At 36.0% G+C, this 20,707-nt stretch carries 12 protein-coding genes and 1 tRNA gene; 1 reads left to right on the forward strand and 12 read right to left on the reverse strand.

Going from position 1 to position 20,707, the window contains the following annotated elements; genetic code table 11:
* Nucleotides 1–168: 168 nt before the first annotated feature.
* From KIK00_RS09310 to tssD, 8 genes are all read right to left on the reverse strand, one after another.
* Nucleotides 169–1,461, reverse strand: coding sequence for a hypothetical protein (locus KIK00_RS09310; RefSeq protein ID WP_255816274.1), 1,293 nt, complete (start codon nt 1,459–1,461; stop codon nt 169–171).
* Between the two features lie 13 nt (nt 1,462–1,474).
* Complete coding sequence (locus KIK00_RS09315; RefSeq protein ID WP_255816275.1) at nt 1,475–5,662, reverse strand: TIGR02594 family protein; 4,188 nt, start codon at nt 5,660–5,662, stop codon at nt 1,475–1,477.
* 18 nt (nt 5,663–5,680) lie between these two features.
* Nucleotides 5,681–6,475 (reverse strand): hypothetical protein, encoded by a 795-nt coding sequence (locus KIK00_RS09320; protein WP_255816276.1) that lies wholly within the window; start codon nt 6,473–6,475, stop codon nt 5,681–5,683.
* A 25-nt stretch (nt 6,476–6,500) separates the two neighbouring features.
* The gene (locus tag KIK00_RS09325) at nt 6,501–6,743 is read right to left on the reverse strand and encodes a hypothetical protein (RefSeq protein ID WP_255816278.1); all 243 of its coding nucleotides are present in this window, start codon (nt 6,741–6,743) and stop codon (nt 6,501–6,503) included.
* Nucleotides 6,744–7,398: 655 nt separating this feature from the next.
* Nucleotides 7,399–7,857, reverse strand: coding sequence for a hypothetical protein (locus tag KIK00_RS09330; RefSeq protein WP_255816279.1), 459 nt, complete (start codon nt 7,855–7,857; stop codon nt 7,399–7,401).
* Between the two features lie 60 nt (nt 7,858–7,917).
* Complete coding sequence (locus KIK00_RS09335) at nt 7,918–9,276, reverse strand: DUF3289 family protein (RefSeq protein WP_255816281.1); 1,359 nt, start codon at nt 9,274–9,276, stop codon at nt 7,918–7,920.
* A 1-nt stretch (nt 9,277) separates the two neighbouring features.
* Nucleotides 9,278–11,158, reverse strand: a complete 1,881-nt coding sequence (locus KIK00_RS09340) for a type VI secretion system Vgr family protein (RefSeq protein ID WP_255816282.1) — start codon at nt 11,156–11,158, stop codon at nt 9,278–9,280.
* Nucleotides 11,159–11,285: 127 nt separating this feature from the next.
* Nucleotides 11,286–11,690 carry a type VI secretion system tube protein TssD gene (tssD, locus tag KIK00_RS09345; protein ID WP_047378579.1) on the reverse strand — a complete coding sequence of 135 codons (405 nt, stop codon included), beginning with the start codon at nt 11,688–11,690 and terminating at the stop codon, nt 11,286–11,288.
* Nucleotides 11,691–12,229: 539 nt separating this feature from the next.
* Here tssD and KIK00_RS09350 point away from each other — a divergent pair.
* A tRNA-Phe gene (locus KIK00_RS09350) sits at nt 12,230–12,302 on the forward strand.
* A gap of 295 nt (nt 12,303–12,597) precedes the next feature.
* On the opposite strand, the gene KIK00_RS09355 is transcribed toward KIK00_RS09350, so the two are convergent.
* From KIK00_RS09355 to KIK00_RS09370, 4 genes are all read right to left on the reverse strand, one after another.
* Entirely contained in the window at nt 12,598–13,359 is a 762-nt protein-coding gene (locus KIK00_RS09355; RefSeq protein ID WP_255816283.1) for a LytTR family DNA-binding domain-containing protein, read from the reverse strand.
* 79 nt (nt 13,360–13,438) lie between these two features.
* On the reverse strand, nt 13,439–14,758 hold the full coding sequence (locus KIK00_RS09360; protein ID WP_255816284.1) for a RagB/SusD family nutrient uptake outer membrane protein: 1,320 nt from the start codon (nt 14,756–14,758) through the stop codon (nt 13,439–13,441).
* Nucleotides 14,759–14,770: 12 nt separating this feature from the next.
* Nucleotides 14,771–18,103 (reverse strand): SusC/RagA family TonB-linked outer membrane protein, encoded by a 3,333-nt coding sequence (locus KIK00_RS09365; protein WP_255816285.1) that lies wholly within the window; start codon nt 18,101–18,103, stop codon nt 14,771–14,773.
* 6 nt (nt 18,104–18,109) lie between these two features.
* Nucleotides 18,110–20,695, reverse strand: coding sequence for a zinc-dependent metalloprotease (locus KIK00_RS09370; RefSeq protein WP_370647738.1), 2,586 nt, complete (start codon nt 20,693–20,695; stop codon nt 18,110–18,112).
* Nucleotides 20,696–20,707 lie beyond the last annotated feature (12 nt).

Genomic DNA, 20,707 nt, shown 5'->3' on the forward strand with positions numbered 1-20,707 from the left:
TCATTCATATTTTTCATATCAGAAATAGAATGAAGATCTTTTTTCCTGTCCTTTATTATTACAACTAATAAATAGCATTATGATTATTAGAACATTTAAAACTTTCATCATTTAATTTTCAAGTGTTTTTTTAATAAAGCACAACCATTTCTGACTGTGCTTTAAGTTTTATTTCTTAGGATGTTTTTGTCTCCATTCCGTTACATTCATGGGTTGGTTATCCGGACCACATGTTCCATTGTATTCACATTCTTCTACGAAATATTCATCATAGTCTGCATTGTCCCACCATTCTTTAAATTTTGGCAGGTTGAAATAATTATTTTTCTGTAAAATATCTCTAGAGCTGTCTCCCAAAAAGAAACGCAACCTACCCATCATTTTTGTCCCGTCATTATAAGAAGGATTATATTTATATTGCTCTGCAAAATAAGTCAGATTAGCCATTATTTTTACTTTTTCAGTTTCTGTCAAAACTTTTGATTCAGGATTATCATGATTCTCCAGATATTCTAAATAGGATTTAATATTATCCAGAATAAATCTGTTTTCAGAGGAATCATTAGGAAGATACAGTTTTTGCAATACTTTAAAGGTATTGGCATGAAGCCTTACACTTTCGTCACAATCTTTTATCCAGAATAGTTTACCATAATCTGATGGATCTTTTTTATCAAATTTTGATCTTTCAACAGCCCATCTCAATAAATCAGTATCTTGTGTATATCCAAATGTTTTTACTAAAGCATCCATAAAATATGAATCATTAAGAGTAAGCCATTTGTATTGAGCTTTATTATCATTAAACAGATAGAGATTGCGGGCAATTAATATTTGTACATTCTTTTTTCTTTGTTCCTTCAGATTGGAAGTATCTTTCCATAAATATTTCTTAACTTCATTTCCGTTTGCATCTTTATAGTTTTTTGAAGCCGAATTTTCTTCCTGAGCCGTTTCAGTATATATTTTCTGATAATCAATAATTGCAGGCAAAGGGTAAAGATCAGTAATAAAATTTTGGTTTTTAACTACGAACATTCCATTATTCTCTGCATTATTTGGAGTGTAATTCAATCCCTTATCACACTTATCAATAAAGTTAATGTACAGAAATTTACTGGTTGAGTTTTTATCAATAATCCGGTTAAATATCTGCTTTATTTTGTTATTAAATTCTTCATTGTTTATGGTTATATAACCATTATCCAAAAGCAATTGGCTTAATATAGGAGCGGTTACTTCCAAATCTTTTTCAGAATACTGGTACGGATTATCAAAAGAAGGTTTTCCGTATTCTAACTGTTTTTTTAGCATAGTATTAACATCTTGATTAAACTCCAAACCTGCTGAACTTTCTTTAACATCAATCGCTTTAACATTATGATTATCGCCTTTTTTATCCTGGCATGATACCAGAACTGAGGAGATAACAAGCAGGCTCATTAAAATTCTATGTTTCATTTTCTTTTTTATTTTAAAGTTCAGATCCTTTTGCACCAGGATTTCCTTTATACTCCGGCAAATTATAATCTGCGTCTGTAATTTCGTAATTTGTTGGGACTACATATGCATAATAGTCAGAAATATCATAAGATACACAATATAACTTTTGTGATTGATTTCCTCCTAATATAACAACTTTATCTCCTTTCTTTCCTGCAACAAAACCTACGTGTCCTCCTCCGGTTCTTGTTTTCACAGCAATTGCTCCGTAAACTGGTTTTTTCAAGTCTTTTCCTTCTGCCCATGTTGCCCATTTTAACGCTCTTACAGCATCATATCCTTTATCAGTAGTAACTCCTTCGTACCCGTAATGTTTCATAATCCAGTTGACAAAAGCCGCACACCATGCTATATTCGTTTCATTTTTTGTACCATTTTTCATGTCATTTTCATAGGGAGTTCCATCAAAAAACTTTTGAATTTCTTCATTGGTTCCGGTTTCAGCCAGATTCTTCGCTTCTTCCTTCCAAACTAGGGCCATCCATGGAGCTCTTCCTTCAAGGTTTGGCATTGCCACTACTTCTCCATCACAGACTTTTTTATCATATTTAAACCATGTTTTTAATTTACCTAAAGCCTTTTTACGGCCCTCCCATCCTATTGGCGGCTTTTCTAATCTATGTTCAGGAGAATATCCATTTAAAATTTTTCCTTGTAAGAAAAAGTATTTCTCCTCTTCTTCTTCCATTAGAATTCCAAGTTCTGTAAGACTTTTTCCTAATCCTTTACTAAAGTATGTACGTTTCCATGCAAGAGTTTCTGCCAATTCTTTAGAATATGTTTTTTTAGGATTAAGCTCCCACAAAGGGACTTTTTTAAAATTAAAAATCCAACCTCCTACATCAACGGCATTATGAAGATTTTTAGAAATAAGATCAGCATTATCATCTAAAAATTTATTTTCATCAGCATATTTATCTTTTCCATAATTTTTATAAGGCCCCGGATTATTATAATATCCTGTTACGTCAGCAGTTCCCGTGATCTGAAGTATCCCTCTCCCTTTATATTTACTTACACTTGACAAATGCTTGCTCTCTTCTTCTTTACTCTGTACAAAAAAACCAGTTTCCTCAGATACATTCGCCAGAAATGATATCTTTTGCATACAACGATTGATTCCATTGCTGGCGAACATAGTATTGACCTCAGCCGTTAAGCTCTTAATAGTTTTATCAGTAATATCACAGCTTTCTTTTATTCCCTTCCAAATTTCAGTACCTCCTGTCATTGTTTTAATAAGGTCTTCCATTTCTTTATCTGTAAAACCACGATTACAATAGCATGTTTTCTGCTTTCTCACCTCCGCCATTTCCACCACTACCGGCACCACATCATTATCAATAGCTTCAGGTGTATCTTTTTGAGAAACTTTTAGACAGCCACTTTCGTAGAAAATAAACTGCTTTCTTAGTTCCAGCATTTCTTCTTTTGTAAAAGGAGTTCCGTCTTTTTTATAAGCCTTGATTCCCAATTTTTCTATGTCCTCCGTTCTAACCAAATCGGCAGGAAGTGTACTATTGATTGTCAACTGGCTTTTTTCCACTTTCCAGACTTTCTTTTTGGGATCAGCGGGATCCTGAACCTGTCGGGAAACCTGTGCTATATAGTAATCAAAGTTTTTCGGTGGATTTTTCCATTCTTCTTTTGCTGTGAAAGAAACTTCAAGCAGACCATCTTTTCCTGTTTTTTCTTCGTTATAGCTCTGTTTGCTTTCGTGAGTATAGGTTATATGATCTTTTTCGTTTAATCCTTCTTTTGGAATTTCCTTCAAAACGTCAATTTTCAGAACTTCTTCAGTCATGTTGACGGTATGTATCCAAAGTTTATGGGTTTTACCATAGAAAGTCTGTTCCCGCTGAATATCCTTACCGTTTTCTGTAGAGAACATGATAGAGACAATTTTCTGTTCAGAAGTCATCACCAGTTCTTCATTGGAATCCAAAACTTCCAGATAGGTAGTGGTGCTGTCTACAACCACAGGACGCGTTCCCTGAATGGTAATATTGCCGGGAAGAACAATATCTGCGGATGAACTTGCCTGAAGCTCTACCGTAAATACCAAGCGGTAAGACGGATTAGGATTTTCTGTCGTTTTAGGTATAGCGGCCAGCAATTTTTTCTTGTAATCATCATTGGTGGTAATAAGGAAGGAAGCTTTACCTTCATTATTAAGTGTGACTGTTTTCTCCTCCAGCATATATTTGTCTTTCTCCTTATAGAAATCATCCCCTTCCCCTTTTACCCATACTTTTACTTTTAAAGCCTGATTTTGAAGACCATCAATTTCAATAAATCCATAGGTTTCTTCTCCAAACCCGGTTTCAGTACGTTTCACTCCTGTTCCATAGGCCCAAAGAGCTCTTTTTATTGCGGGTTCTGATACTTTTACTTTAACTTCAATTTTCTTCCCGTCGGTATAATCTCCGGTCAAATACGAAGAAATAGTATATTCTCCGAGATCATTGAATGTAATTGTTCCATCTCCGTTATTGGTCACTTTATCCGGAACTTCTATTTTTATGGCTTCATTTCCGGCCAATGTAGCAATTCTTGCCGCTGCTGTATATTTTATTTTGGTTCCTTTTGGAATATTGGTAGCCGGAAGAGTGAATTTATCTATTACATTTTGAATCACCTCAAAATTAAAACAGTCTGACCCTGAAAATCCGGGCTGCTTTCCTGCTTCCAACGGATTGGCATAGGCTTCCAATATATATTTCCCGAAATACTGATTACTGGCCAGTTTAGCATCATTATAAAGTAATTCAGCTACTTTTTTGCTGATGGTACCTGTCCTGAAGGATGATGAATTTTCAAATAAAGCCACTCTTCCAATTCCTTCTTTTTTAAGATACCAATATACAGATGTCCCGGAAGGCATATAATTGACATTGAACCTGGAAGCCTGAACTTTGATCATATCACTGAATCTCACTAAACCCGGTTCTCCTTTCACTCCCATTACCCCAAGGCTGTTTTCTATTTTAACTTCTATAGATTGCGGTTTTGGATCTGTAGGATCTGTAAATGCTTCTACAGTATATTTTCCTTCATTTTTAAAAGTCAGAAATATACGATCACCAATACCTGTTACATCCAAAAGGTGCGAAGAGGAGACTCCAGAATAACTGTTATAAAGTACTGTTGTTCCTTGTTTTACGGTCCATTGAACACTATTCACGGGCATAATAAAGCCTCTGTTCAATATTTTTGCCTGGTCGGTTGCACTGCTGAGTTTACGTTCAATAGATACAGGGAGAGGGATTTTAATTAAGGTTGAAGATCCGGGACTGACAATTTTCTTGACAAAATCCTGAACTACTTCAACATTAATAGAGCATTTAGCATCTCCAGCTTTTTTGCCATAAGCTTCAAGTCTGTACTTCCCTTCAGTAAGACTGTCAAATATTTTACTCATAGATTGGCTGAAATTGCTTCCTAATCCGATAAATGTTTTTACTTTATCTTTGGTTCCCTCTCCTTTGAAAAGAGCCCAGATGATTTTTTTTTCATCGCCTTTAAATTGGGCTTTCAAATCCAGATTATCACCGCCAAAAGGGTTTGCAATGGGAAATAATGGTCCGTTCATCCCTTTGATATAGTAATAATTTTCGGTAAGCTTATCCGCCGGTATTGGTCTTATCATCGAGATTGATGACACTGATATGCTTGCTTCAGACGCAGCAGATGAGGGCCATTGTGGTGAAGTGTTGGCTACGGAAAATTCATCTGCTTCTTTGACTTCAATCTGGGAAACATTGTTAGCCTGCCCGGTAGTTGCAAAAGCAATGGTTCCCGGAACACCATATCCCGGGCAATTTCCTGTAGATGCATCCAACAGTATTTTCATGCTCTTGTTGAATTCTACATTCTCATAATAGTCTTTATATTTAATACTGCATTTACCTTTGCATGGGTAAGTTTTTCCATCTGAGCCTTTACAGTTTCCAAATCCGTTGCCACCACCGAAGCTGTCGGCTTTATCGTCAAGATAAGTTGCTACAGGTTTATTCTGTGCAAAATATTTATTTTTGCCTAGTTTTTTTTTCTGGCTTTTCACTTCCATCGGAACGGCGGTTCCATTGGAATTATTGGTTACAGAGCTGCTGCAGTACGCAGTGGCTCCTTCTATAATGATGTATCCTTTATCCGCCATGTCATTTGTTCATAAAGATTAAGTCATTGTGATCGTTTCCCGGTATACTGTTTTTTCTCCATCTGACAATATAAAGTCAGCTTTCTTTTTGGAATACTGTTTTTTACGGGAATTGTATTCCATTTCTATACTTAATTTCACCTGATATTGTCCCGCCTGATACAGGTATTTCTTATCTAATTCTTCCTGTATGGTATCCGAAACTTTGATTTTGGAAGTAAAAAAGGCATTGAAGCCATAGTCTCTCTGTTCTGCATTGATGACTCCGGGACATTCTACATCACCAATTCCTTTGATATTCCATATGATGGATTCATGGTTTTCTCCTCCGTTATCTACATAATAAGGCGCAAATAACAGCAGATTCCAGAAGGGTTCTTTCAGTTTGTTTTTATAAAAAACGGCTTCATCTTCAAACGCAGCCAAATATTGGTTTCTGAAGACATCAGCATTATGGTATTTTTCCTGAAGTTCTGCCGTTTTGAGTTTCCAGTTTTCTATATTTTTCTGATGGCCTGCCGCTCCCAAAAAACTTCCTTTTTCATCCACTTTTATTTCCAGCGGATAAGAGCTCTGTTCCAGGATATACAGAATTTCCATAAACTTATTTTCAGATGGAAAAGAGGAATCATCTACCTTTTCTATCAGCCAGTTTTTTGTATGATCTTCATTTTCCTTCTCCTGCAGTGTAATTCTATACGATGAATAAAACCCTTTTGCTTCTCCAAACTGTATTTCAAGAGCATTCTCCACATGATAGTCATGGGTTCCTAAAGCATATTTCTGAAAAGGTTTTACTTTTGTTTCTACCATATTGGGTTTTATTATTTCCTATGACTTAAAAGTCATTCCACTCTCTATGCAGTTCGCTAATTTTATTGATCATAAAATTGATCATCCATCCGGAAACCATTCCGATAGTCAGATATACCAATGTTTTCAAACTAAAAATCGAGCTGAAAACAAGTCCAACACTTAAATGGTCTTCTAATGACGCTATATCAGCATTATCCATCATTGAGTCCCATATTGAGAATAATATTCCTATAAACCCTCCTGCAGTTATTATTCTTTTCTTCATATTTTTTGGAATAAAATATTTTGTTAATTGTATCGCTTTTCTAAAAAGCTTTATTGGTTTTTTTTCTAAAAATCAGAATACTTACAATGGATAGAAAAATCATTATCAAAAATGAATATATCACTGTTGATAAAAATTCTTTATCATATTCTGTTGGGTCATGAACTCCATCTCCATTAAGCGAATCGTACCTTAAAAAGGAATAAATAATATATGCTCTTGCCAAAAATAAAAACTCGAGAAATATTATAATTCCGATAGCTATCTTAGATCTTTTATCAATATTTATCATTTTATTTCTTCTCAGCTATTTTATCTGGAATATTAGTCATTTCATAAGATATTTCTAAATCATTATATATCTTTTTTGAGTCAGATAAAACCTTAACATTTACTTCATTATATTGCTTTTTTAAAAATTGGATAATAAAGATCTGAAGTTAATGTACATTTTTATTAAATAATTGAGGAATTTCTCCTAAAAAATTTTTAACCGCGACTATATCAGTAATGACAGAGCCATTTTCTAAGCTATAATTTTCCCTATATCCGCCAGATCCTTACTTTTATTACAGGCTATTAAGATTAAAACTGTAAAAATTAATGTGAGAAGAGTTTTTATTTTCATAATATTATTTAGAAAAAATAAACAGTACTATTTATCACAGTTTTTGCTTGCCACTGTCTCTTCCGGCAGATTGTAGAGATATATTTTCTCTGTTGTTCCTTTTCCACATTTGCTTACCAGATAATTGGCTATATAATCCTGCTTATAATGTGATATTTCTTCTCCTAACAGTTCTCCTGCACTTTCCTTATTGGTTATAAAATATGAAGTATTATCTGTTTTTCTGTAAAAAACAAAGTTGAGTGAGAATGTTTCCGGTTTTGTAAGAACCTGATTGTTTTTCAATCTGTTTTCTACATACTTTATAATTTCTTTTTTCAGAACACTTTCAGTAGGTTCCGGATTATCTATAAGAATATAGTATGAAATCTTGACCGCATTTTTATAATAAGCATTGGTAAAAGTCATATGTTCAAGAGGAATAAAGTCATTCCGTTTCTTGTCACAGCTCAGGGCTATTAAAAGAAAGCATACTATCTTGATCATTTTTATAGATTGCAAATACTTCATTTTTTTTGTATAATTCCTATTAGGTTTAATGGTTAATTAATATTCTCCCGGCCTTCTTCTGCCCATATTACGAAGATGATCTTCTCTTTCTTTTTCTGCTCTTCTTTTATTTTGACGTTCTGCCTTACCAATGTTGATACTTTCCTTAAAAGTTTTTTCAAATTCAACTTTTGTGATAAAAGGTTGATATCCTCTGATATGCTGCAAAATAAACCAGTACCTGAAACCAAGCAGATAGTAATATTTCTTCTCAATATCCGGCATATCCAATCCAAAATGATCATATAACACAACTTTATAGGTTGCATCATAAGTACCATTTCCGGATTTATTAAATTTTGTCAGCTGCACCTCATAGGCCCAGGTATCATTCATACAGATGGTGAGTCCTCCCATAAAAGTGTCTTTCATGGTTGAAAACTGCGGATGTCTCCATCCTCTTCGTCCAAACTTTCCAACCTCATCATCTGTAAAGTGTATTTCATCATCTTCAATGGATGCAATACTTCCATGATTCTTCTTAATCCTGTCAGCAATTTCATCCTCTATACTTAAACAGAATCTTTGATTTGATGGATGGGCAAGTACATGTTTTGTAAGGATAGGATTAGTATATTCTCCTCCTTCGCTTCGTTTAAACTTTTCAATCATATCAAATGCAACCGTTTCCAGTTCGCCGACTGAAAAAAGTGTTCCTACCATACGTTTGAAACCGGTCCATAATTCTTCATCTGTTTTATCTCTTATTTCTGACTTGATCCAGATTCCTTTGCTTTCTACATCTTGCAAAGTGTATCTGGAAGGATATTGATTGGAAACTCCCAGGCCATAGCACATATCATCTGCCATATTAACTCCCTTCCTGTCTTTTCCTTTAATTTTAAATCTATCAATATAAAGAGGTAATGGATTGGTTATTTTCACCTCAACACTAACCCTATCAATTGGAGTTTTAAAATAGGCATACACACGCATATCATAACAGGGAAGTTTCACCTGAATAGTCGAAGTATTTCCTGTGATTGAAGAATAATCAAAAAAGAAGGGAATCGATATTCCATTTATCTTTTCCTGCCATTGAAGTTTTTTATACTCACTCTTCGTTGCAGATCTATTAAAAGTCGCTTTGAACCAATATTTTTCTCCTTCTTTAGGTTTTGCTATTTTTCCGCCATGATCATCTAAAGGGCCTTCTACTTTTATTACCAATAATGTATTGTCTTTTTTAGCCTGATATTCATCAAATTTCTTCCCTCCTTTTTTCCCATAAAAGGTATTTTCCTGAGGAGATTTAAAATCCAACGTACCCTTGGAAGCATCTTTCATAATATGCTCAGCTTCCTTGTAGGACTTCCCAAAGACATTTCTTACTATATTTCCACCTTCGCCTGCCATATTACTGCATTTTTACCTGTTTACCACTGTTGATAAGCACTTCTTTGGCACTTTCTACATTAATAGCATCTTTTGTACTGATGTAAGAGCCAGCCTCCATATTTTCCGTAATATTTTTCGCCCTTGAGCTTCTTCCAGCTTCAGCCGTTTCAATGATGTTACTTGCTGTCAGGTTATAATCATCATTGGCAGTTTCCGTGATATCTTCTCCAGCCATAATATTGACATTTCTCTGAGCAGATGCGATGATATTTTTACCTGCATTGATCTGCACATTTTCTCCGGCAGTGAAGGTTATATTTTTGGGAGCATTAACAATAATATTCCCTTTCCCATCCATGAGATAGGTATTTCCACTTGGATCTTCTATGAAAATGCTTCCTTCCTGGTCATTAAAGATCACTTTATTACCACTTCTTGTCTGAATAGATTTAAGGTGATTATTGATGCTGCCTCCCAGTGCCACCTGCCCATGGAACATTCCTCCCATAGCAAACGGAAAATCCGGGTGGTGGTATTCAAAACCTACCATTACCTGGTCTCCCACTTCCGGTACTGCTACAAAACCTCTATTTTGAGTGATAACATCTGTTCCTCCTGCATCCGGACTCATCATTCGGATAAAATGGGTTGTATCGGGATTTTTCTGCCAGTCAAATCTTACCTGTATTCTTCCCTGATTAAGTGGATCTGTATTGGAAATAACGGTGGCAACCTGCGGTTCAGCTTTAGGCTGTATAAAATCCGGTTTCGGCATAAAGCCTGTTCCTTCAGCGATTGCTTCAAAGCTTCCCGTGTAATACCCTCGGGCATTTACTTCGTGAGAAACTTCGGTTATCGTAAGTTTTGTAAAATAAGAAGTCTGGCTGGTATCCGGCTTCCGCATTTCGATATCTGCAAGACAACCTGGATATAAAAACGGAACGGTTGTATTTCCTGAAACAGTAAATACTTCCACAGCAGCACTTCCGGCAGCACTTTTCTGAGAATCGCTTACATCCACAAACATGTTAGCATTGATAGGTGCTGGAGAAAGTGAACGGGTTTTAAAAATATTATTATTCAGTTCATAAGCCTTGGACGGTATTTCCCCTAAATGTCTGATATTATTTTCAGAACCTTCCATTTTAGTATGACTGCTGCTGTTATATCCAAAAAACTGAGGGTTGGTATGTACAGCATTCAGCTCCACCTGAACATCTGTTGCATTGCTTCCGTATACAAGCCGGATTGGTTTTTCTGAAGGTGGAAGTTTTCCGAAATGAAGTACTTCACCATCATAATAAAACTGTTCCCCGTAAGCTTCTGCAGTTCTTGCAAGATAATTGTAATGGGTTTCGTTATATTGTGCACTATAATTGATATAGCTTTTATTCTGGGTGTCTACTCTGAAATCAAATTTCTCTGATCCCAGCGCTTCTTTACATATCTTATTGGCAATGATTCCGGTATTGACAGCCTGATCTCCCCCAAAACTCTGGGTATGGGGAGCTGCATCCATAAGAATGGTAGGACTCTGACCTCTCAGTACAATGTTTCCCAAACTCATTTTTTCCTGACTGAATGCGGCTTTGGTGATAACTCCTACAAAAGTTCTTTCAGGGCTTTCACTTTCATAATCTTTATATTTGAAGACAATAGTAATCCTTTTTCCCAAAAACTGACGTGCTTGTTCCAAAGTATGGTTTTGGGCTTCTCCCAGAGAATCATGAGCTAAAATAAGTTCAAAATGATGATGTCTTCTGGCACTTTGCTGTAAACGGAAATGCTTGAAATGTTTGATAATTTTGCCTTCAATCACAATATCCAGCTTTACCACACGGTTGATTCCGGGAATATGATTCTCAGAAATCTTATCGGAATTCGAGATATTTTTATTCATAGTGATTAGGTGTTTTTTTCAGAACTTTATTTTAAATAAACACTCGTTCTATAAGGTTAAAAAAGGCAGAACAGCATCCCTTGAACCGGGTGTACTATTCTGCCTGATATTTAAATTCTGAATAGGCTTAAGAAGGCCATGCTCCGAAGTAAGAAGAATTCCCCAGATCTATCTGTTCTGCACTTACTATAAAACTGATGTACATACTGTTCTCATCTACAGCGTCGAAATCTACTTCATGCTGGATTACATAACCGTTGTTCCACTTCAGTGTTGTTAAAGTTCCTTCTTCGTGAGATTTATTGAAAGTGATCTCTCCTACAGTAGGTTTATATTTTCCATTCAATAAACTTTCCAGAATATCTGATTTTTCAGTAGCTTCTACCGTGATTTTGATAAGAGCATTGGAAGGATCTGATGCTACACGTCCTGATACATCTGTAGATCTTGATACGCTGTAGTTAAGCTTTAATAACTTTTGTCCTTCACCGTTGTTGAATTTTAAAATTCCTCTTGAATTTCTTTCTGCCATGATTTGTAAATTTTAATGGTTAAATATTTTATGATTTTGTTTTTCTATATCACCAAATATAGATGTAATTACAAAACGTAAATGAAATTTATGATTAAATTTAAAAAAGTGTAGTAATTCTACGACTAACGATTGTTAGGTTCATTAAACACTATTAATCAAGTGTTTGACAATTACTTCTATCGCAAATCATATTATTTTACTACTTGTTTAAGCTCTTTCAAAACAGGAAAATAATTTTCGGAATTTATCCGATAAAATAATTTTTCGCTCGTGAACAGAGTGTGACAGTAGTTTCGGGATAAAAAATGAGTTCAGTACTGAAAATACAATTACAGAAAGCTATTAAAAAATATTATTCTGAAAAAATGAAAAAAATGAAATCCACCAAACGACTGATGAACAAAGCATTGAAACTAAAAAAAAGTGATACCAGAAGATTACTTCAAAAAAATAAAACAAAATACTTGCGTGGTATTATAAAATGTTATACTTTTGCATCACTTTAAAACAACGAAGTAATAAACAAAAACATAAATGGTTTCTTAGCTCAGTTGGTAGAGCAATGGATTGAAAATCCATGTGTCCCTGGTTCGATTCCTGGAGAAACCACTTCAAAACCTCTAATTTATTTTAGAGGTTTTTTTGTTTCTGTATTTTCTGGAACTAATGCGAGAAAAGATCAAATATTTATGAAAATATGATTTAATTTAACGCGAAGATTTAATATCTAGGGTAAAATTTTGAGGGTGCAAAGGTGTAATCAACTTCATTGATTCTTTTTGAACGTGAGCACAATCATAGAGCTTCATCAGCAACCTTGTCTCTATCTTAGCACGCTTAGAAATATGATGATTAAATGATAAACTTTGCGTTTATATAATGATGTAGATTTAAATAAGTATAATCAGCTATTCAGCCAGTTTAAACATTCTGCAATCTGCATTTTACTGATAAAAATCTCAGCATTCACCTCCGGCTCCGGAAAAAGTCTCAGCTCTACTTTCTGGCTTGAATGTTTGATAATTTCAGCAACAGCTTCCTTATTAATGATAAACTTGCGGTTTATTTTAAAGAAAATTTCCGGGTTGAGCTTCTGAATAATATCTTTAATAGTATCATCATAAATATAGGTCTGATGATCTTTTGTAGTAAGGAAAAGGTATTTCCCGGATGCAAAAAAATAAGCAGTGTTATGCTCGTCTATTGATTTGAGTTTATTTCCTTCTCTTACCATAAAACGTTTCATCATCTCATCTTCTGCCTGTCTTAATGAGGAAATAGATTTAAGAACCGGTTCAGGATCAAAATTGTTTCTTATGGAGATAAATTTCTGTAAAGCTTTATGCAAATCCTCTTCTTCAAAAGGCTTCAGAAGATAATCAATTGTGAAATGCCTGAAGACTCTCATGGCGTATTCATCAAATGCAGTAATGAAAATAATCGGGGTGAAAAGCTCCACGTGCTCAAAAATCTCAAGGCTCATTCCATCACCAAGATGGATATCCATAAAAATAAGATCTGCAGAGTCTTTCTCAAAAAAATCAATTGCCTGTTTTTTGGAACGAAGAATAACAGTCTCTGTAACAGGGACTATGCTCTGTGTATCTAAAAGATTTTTCAGATAATTCACAGCCAGCAGCTCATCTTCTATAATGGCAATTTTCATAACGGTGCAAAAGTACAAAAAAACCGCTAAAACAATTAAGTTCAAGCGGTTTCATCTGTATTGAATTTGATATGAAGTTTTATAAATTAGGGTTATTCTTCTTCGCACTCATTGGATATTCAATGGTATATCGCGGATCATTCTGCTGAAGAATATATTCTTTGCCACTGATGGTGTGGCTTATTTTTTTCTGATTTGCTCTTCTTAAGTCGAACCATCTTTGTCCTTCCAAAGCAAATTCTCTGAATCTTTCATCCAGGATAAAGTTCATAAATGCTGTAGAATCCATTGAGTTCACTGCATTTTGAACTGAAGTATATCCATCCGGAGTATATCTGTTTTTTAATACTTTCAGAAGTGTTTCTTTAGCTTCTGCCAGTTTATTCAACTTTAATAATGCTTCAGACTTTATAAAATACTGCTCTGCCGTTCTGAAAGACACTTTAAATTCTAAACTTCCTCCTTTGGTGACTTTATACTTACTACCATTTTTTTCAAAATACATGCCAAACCTTTTATCTGTAGTAGAATTATATGAAGAAATAAGTTCCGGAGATGCAAAACATAAGTTTTTTATAGAGTTATCCCATGTATTATCCAAAGCCATAATAGATTCCGGGGAAGCATAATGGTTAGGGACAGTATTTGCGGTATTCAAATTGCTCAAATCACTTTTTACTGCCAGTACCTGATTTGCATAATTCAAAGCTTTATCCCAGTCACTTTCATACAAAGCTGTTCTTGCCTCAAAAGCCAGCAAAGCTGTTTTTGAAAATCTGTAATTAGCTCCTAATGCCTGCGTTTGTTCTACCATCAGACCTTCTGCTTTTTTAATATCCGCATGAACCTGGTCATACACCTCCTGTACAGAAGACGGTTTCAATACCTCCTCAAGATCAATTTCAAGATTAATTGGAACTCCTCTGTCTGTTGAAGCTGTAGCACTGTTGTAAGGTTTTCCATATAAATTCACCAAGTCAAAATACAGGTAGGCACGAAGAGCATAAGCTTCCGCTAAAATCTGATTCTTCTCCGGAGAATCCTGTATTGTTTTGCTTCCTTCATTGATGATCTGATTCAGATAGAAGTTTACGTTATAAAAGCTTAACCAAGGAAGCTCCACAGAGTTCGAATCATAGTTCGAATCTTTCCACATTGCCATTTCACGATTAGAAATAAAATCTACTCCATTATCATCAATACTTGTCTCATCGGTACGAAGTGCTACCATAGATTTGTGAACCGGATATTTTGAATACGCTGATGTAAGTACTTTTCGGTAATCTTCAGCTGTAACAGGAATGATTTTTCCTTCAGGCTGAATATCTAAAAATCTGTCACAGCCTATATTGATAAGACTGATTGCTGTAAGCGCTATGATTGTTGTAATTTTTCTCATTTTTCTCAAGTTTTAAAAAGAAACATTAAATCCTACAGTCACCGATTTGGTGATAGGCTGTGCATAAATATTACCATACGTTTCCGGATCGAAATATCCTTTATATCCGTTACTGAATACAAAAAGGTTACGTCCTTCAACACTCAGTCTCAGACTGGAGATCCCCATAGGATTTGTAAGTTCTTTAGGAAGTGTATAGCCTAAACGGATGCTGCTGATTCTGATATAGCTGATCTCTTTTGCCCATACATCAAGCAGATTGTATGCGCTTGAGCGATTGCTGGCAAACCACTTATTCGCCATCCATCCGTCCGGATTAGCATCCATTTCAGGACTTGTAATTCCCGGAAGCGAACCTCCTGCTTCATAGATATCTCTTGTGTAGTTTCTTCCTCTATCCAGATCCATACCACGATAAGAAGGTGTTCTCATTACCGTCTGCTTCAGATTGAATGTTGCAGAGATGGTAAGATCAAAATCACTTACTTTAAATGTGTTGATAATACCTCCCGTAAATTTCGGATCTCTATCTCCAACGTACGTAAATAGACTTCTCATCTCAGCGTTTGAAAGTTTTGTATTCACAAGCTGTCCCGGAAGAAAATCTGCATACACATCATATAATTTAAAGAATTCTGTTGCGGAAATCTTTTGATCCCCTTTCCAGAACAATGGGTTTCCTTGTTCATCCATTCCTGCGGTTTTCAAAGCAAAAACTGCATTTACAGGCAAACCTTCTCTTGAAGGAAGGAAAGCATTTTCACGGGGCTGTTCGCTCAATACTCTACTCTTGTTATGTGCGAAGTTGATCGTAGTAGTCCATTTGAAATTATCATGATTGATGTTTCTGGTGGATATTGCCAATTCAAAACCTTTATTGGTCAAACTTCCCCAGTTCATCATCGTGTATTCAAACCCTGTTTCAAGAGGAGTTTCTCTCATACTGATCATATCTGTTCCTTTTCTGCTGTACACATCAGCGGTAAGGCTAACACGGTTATTGAACAATCCTAAATCAAGTCCTAAGTTGGTGTTAGTTGTTTTTTCCCATCTTAATTTATCATTTGGTGGGCTGATAACATTGATGACTCCTTCTTTTATTCCCGGAAGAATTGTTGCATCATTGTATTCACCAATAAAGAATGGCGATGTATTTCTGTCGATATTTCCCTGCAGACCATAAGAAGCTCTCAATCTAAGGTTAGAGACTGCAGAAATATTTTTCATGAAATCTTCCTTCGTTACCAACCATGATCCTGAAACTGCCCATATTGGAAGGTATTTATATTTTTTATTAACTCCGAAAAGATTGGTTCCGTCATATCTCACACTTCCGAAGAAAGTATATTTCTGATCGTAAGTATAAGATGCTGTAGCAAACATAGATGCATAAGCATTTTCTATAGGAGCTGCCTCACGGTATGTTTCATATCTTTTATCTGCTGCAAAACCTGAATTCGGGAAAACAATGGCTGTAGCTGTTCTGGTTTTTGGATCAAACCCAAAAGCTCTTGTAATGGTAGTATTATCCTCTGTCTTTCGGATTTCCGTTCCTGCCATCAAATCAATTTCATGTTTTGAACTGATCTTCGTGCTGTATGCTGCCTGCAATTTCCAGTTGTACTGAAAGAAATCGTTATCCCAGTTTTGTTTTACAGCACCAGCAGGTAGAAAATAATTATATTTACCGTCTTTGTAGTAACGGGAACTTTCTTTCATTTTTCTGGTGAAGTAGGTATTCTCTGCAGCAAATTTCTCTGTTTTGTTGGCATCATACTGAAGACCTAACTGAGAGGTAAATCTTAAACTTTTGGAAGCTTTATATTCTAAATCAAAAATCGCTTTCAAAGAGTTATTTTTCAGTGAATAGTTTGTATTCTCTCTTTCTTCAAGGAAATTGAAAGGAACATAACGATCTGCATACCCATCCATATCTTTATCATAATTGTAGCTTCCGTCTGCATTGAAAGGTTTCAGATAAGGATTGGCGTTTCTTGAATAATTAACAGGGTTGATAGAAGCATCAGCATCCGTTACAAAAGATGTACGTTCACTTTGCGTTCCGAAAATAGAGATTCCTGCATTTAACTTATCGCTTAATTTATAATTGTTTTTTAAAGTCAGGTTATAACGTTTAAAACCTGTACCGATAGTTGTTCCTTCTTCATCATAATATCCCAGGGAAAAATAATAATCTGCACGATCACTTCCTCCGGAAACACTTAATCCGTATTGTTTGTTGATGGCATTTCTGTACAACAGTTTACCCCAGTCTGTATTGTTATTCCTTAGACCATTGATCTGTTGGCGTGTCAATGAATTCAGCGCATCAAAACCTCCGTTTCTGAAAGCATCAAGCTGGTTATTCTGAGTCAGAATTCTCATCACTTCTCCTTTATCTGCGCGGTAAGTAAGATCTGCACGCTTTGCAAGCATCAGTTCAAGATCTACTTTTTCAGAAGCATTCAGAAGATTCAATTTCTCAAAATCAGGACGTGAGGTAACGAAAGTATCTGCTGAGAAGTTCAGTTTCAGACTTCCTTTTTTTCCTTTTTTGGTTGTAATAGAGATTACTCCGTTTGCTGCTCTTGCTCCATAAATGGCGGTTGCAGCTGCATCTTTAAGAATGGTAATATCTTCAATATCATTAGGATTCAGCCCTGCAATAGAGAAGTTCTGAAGCTGGTCAATATTGTCTTTATCTGTAAAGTTCGGAACATCATTTCCTTCTAACGGAAGACCGTCGATTACCCATAGCGGATCCTGAGGACCGGAAAGAGAAGCTGTACCTCTGATTCTGATCTTCGCCGGGCTTCCCGGAGCTCCTGTTTCAGGAGTTACTGCCACACCGGCTATCTGTCCTGCTAACATCTGGTCTACACTGGCAACACCAGCCTGACTGATGTTGTCCATTTTTACTGTAGAAACCGCTGAGGTCTGCTTACGTTTTTCAATTTTCTGGTAACCGGTGATGATTACTTCCTGGATTTTATTTTTATCTGAAACCTCAGAAACCAACCTGATGGTATAATTAGTCTGCCCTTCATTAAGCTGAATGGCTCTGGATTCATAACCTGGATAACTTACCAATACAGTTTTTGTATCGGCAGGAATTTCCAATATAAATTTTCCGTCCTTATCGGTTACTGTACCTACTGATACACTTTCGATGATTCCTTCTAATTCCGTTTTTGTAGAGACCGATTGTGTCTCAATTTTTATAGATGCACCGGTAATGATATGAGAAGTATTTCCATCTTCTATTTTCCCAGTGATGGTTTTCTTTTGCTGAGCCATTGCGATATTAGCAGCTAAAAGAGGTAAAAGTATTAGAGTTTTTTTCATTGCCGTTTATTTGTTTAAAGCCTCTTGTATACGAATGATTAAATCTGTGTAATGAGCTCTGGAAGCATCATCACCTCTGTATCTTGTTCTGTTCAGTAAGTCCATAACCTTCTGAAGTTCTGCTCTTTTGTAAGTGGTGACTTCAGATACTCTCTTCATGGATGAATAATTGATATTCCTCAACCCGTGATCATCTTCATGGAAATTACAGATGGTTGGGATATTCAGAGTATTATCTACTTTTAATCCTTTCACTGCTGTTTTTTCAAACAATTTGTTCACTGAAACAATCAGGGCATCCACATAGTTTTTCTGAGTCATTTTTTCAAGCATCGTAAGGCTTCCTTTTTTACTGAAAACAGCTGTTCTCACCTGATCAAATAATTTTTCAACGGTATAGATCTCTTCTTTAGAACCTGACATCTGATGTTTCAGCTCATTTTCAAGCAGCCTCAACAGTCTGTCATCCATAAACAGGGAGTAGATATTCGCATACTGCATTCCTCTTGCCATGGTATATGGCGTCTGCTCAAATGGTCCCATTGGTGAATCTTTAACCGGGTATGTTTTTTCTGTAATTGGATTAAAGAATAACCACTCCGGAAGGTTGATCGCATTTTTAACAAGATAATCAACTGCTCTTCTCTGTACTGCTTCAGGAACTGCTTCATAAGCTTTCTTCTTGTTCCCAAAAACAGTATTGTTCAGATAAATTCCTCCCACATTCGCCATCACATGACCTGTGTACAGATCCCATTGTCCGATAGCTCCCATATAAAGTTTTCCGGCATCCGTATATTCTTTACCGTCTTCATAAGTCCATTTTAAGAGATTATTGATGACAACTTTCAGGTTTTTCATCCCATACTCACTGGCTTTCATGGCATCATCTCCTAAATCTTCAGACTGCGAACGTGGATCGATAGTTTCCAGGTAGCTCTGCTGCTCGCCATAGAAATACATTGGGTCATCCTCGTGTTTTTCAATTAAGTTTTTCAGCGCTTTTTTCTCAACAAATTCATCCGGATACCAACGGTAACCCCACTCTATGGCATATTTATCGTAAAGACCGATTTTCGGAGTGATGGCTGTAACCCCATCTTCCGGCTGAGCTACGTAATTGTAACGCGCATAATCCATAATGGAAGGTGCTGTACCGCCCATTTTGTCTGTAAATTCTTTGGAGCGAAGCGACTCTACAGGGAATGCAAAGGATGCTCCCATATTGTGCTTCAATCCGAAAGTATGCCCTACTTCATGAGATGAAACAAAACGGATCGCTTCCCCCATATGTTCATCACTGAATTTATTTCCTCTTGCTTTTGGGTCAATAGGTCCTGTCTGAATTCTCATCCAGTCATGAAGAGAAGTCATTACATTATGCCACCAGATGATATCTGCTTCGATAATTTCACCACTTCTCGGGTCTACTACTGATGGTCCCATTGCATTTGACTTTGGCGAAGCGGCGTAAGTAATCACAGAATATCTTACATCATCAATATCAAAATCTTCATCTTTTTCATCCGGCATTTTCGCAATCACTGCATTTTTGAATCCTGCCTGCTCAAACGCCACCTGCCAGTCATGTACTCCGGCAATGATTTTCTCACGCCATTGTTTTGGGGTTGCCGGGTCTATATAATAAACAATAGGCTTCTTAGGCTCTACCAGCTCACCTCTTAAGTATTTTTCTTTATCTTCATCTTTGGGTTCAAGATTCCATTTGGTAATGAAGAATTTTTCATCCATTTTCTGCTGATTGTCATTAAACGACCAGTGTTTTTCAGAGAAAAATCCTACTCTTGAATCGGCGACTCTCGGTTTCATCGGTATTTTAGAAAGAAGTACAAGATTCGTAGTAACACCAAGGGTTACCGGCAGATCTACACCACCTTCATTTACAGAAGTAGACAACTGAGACTTCACAACAAGGTTCTTGGGAAATGTCTTCACTCCTTCTATATAAGAAAGACTTGATTTCACAGATCCTCCTAATCCTACGTTGGCCAGCACATCATTAAAGCTCTTCTGATTTCCATCAAAAACTTTATTCACTTTAATGGCTATAGCTGTAGAATCAGTGTTTTGTGCTTCAATATCAAAGACTTCAATGACAGATTCTGAAAAGTTGTCTTTCACAGATTTTGTAATTGCATCATTTTTTGGGGATGACACCTTAGGAACCACCGTTTTTACCCATACTTTTTTAGCTACGGGATCGCGGTGAAAAGAGATGACCTTATTTTCATAATTCATTCCTTTATTCAAACCTGCCTCATTCACCTGCATTGGCACCTGAGAAAGTTTGTTCACCACCAAAAACTGACGTCCCATCAAACTGTCAGGAATTTCAAAATAAATATCCGTTTTTACCTGTATCGTATTAAAAAGCCCTTTTTTATAAGTCCCTTTTTTGATCAGATCTTCAATTTTCTTTGTTTTCTTTGATGAGGAAGTCTCTGTCTTATCAGTTTTGTCTTTGTTGACCTTCACTGTATCTTTTTTCTGTGCTATTGCCATTGGTGAGGCCATAGCAAGACCTAAATACAGTGCCAGCCTGTAATTCTTCATTAAAATAGTCCGATTCATTCCAAATAGTAA

Origin of the sequence: Chryseobacterium sp. MA9, assembly GCF_024399315.1 — a bacterium.
Lineage (GTDB): Bacteria > Bacteroidota > Bacteroidia > Flavobacteriales > Weeksellaceae > Chryseobacterium.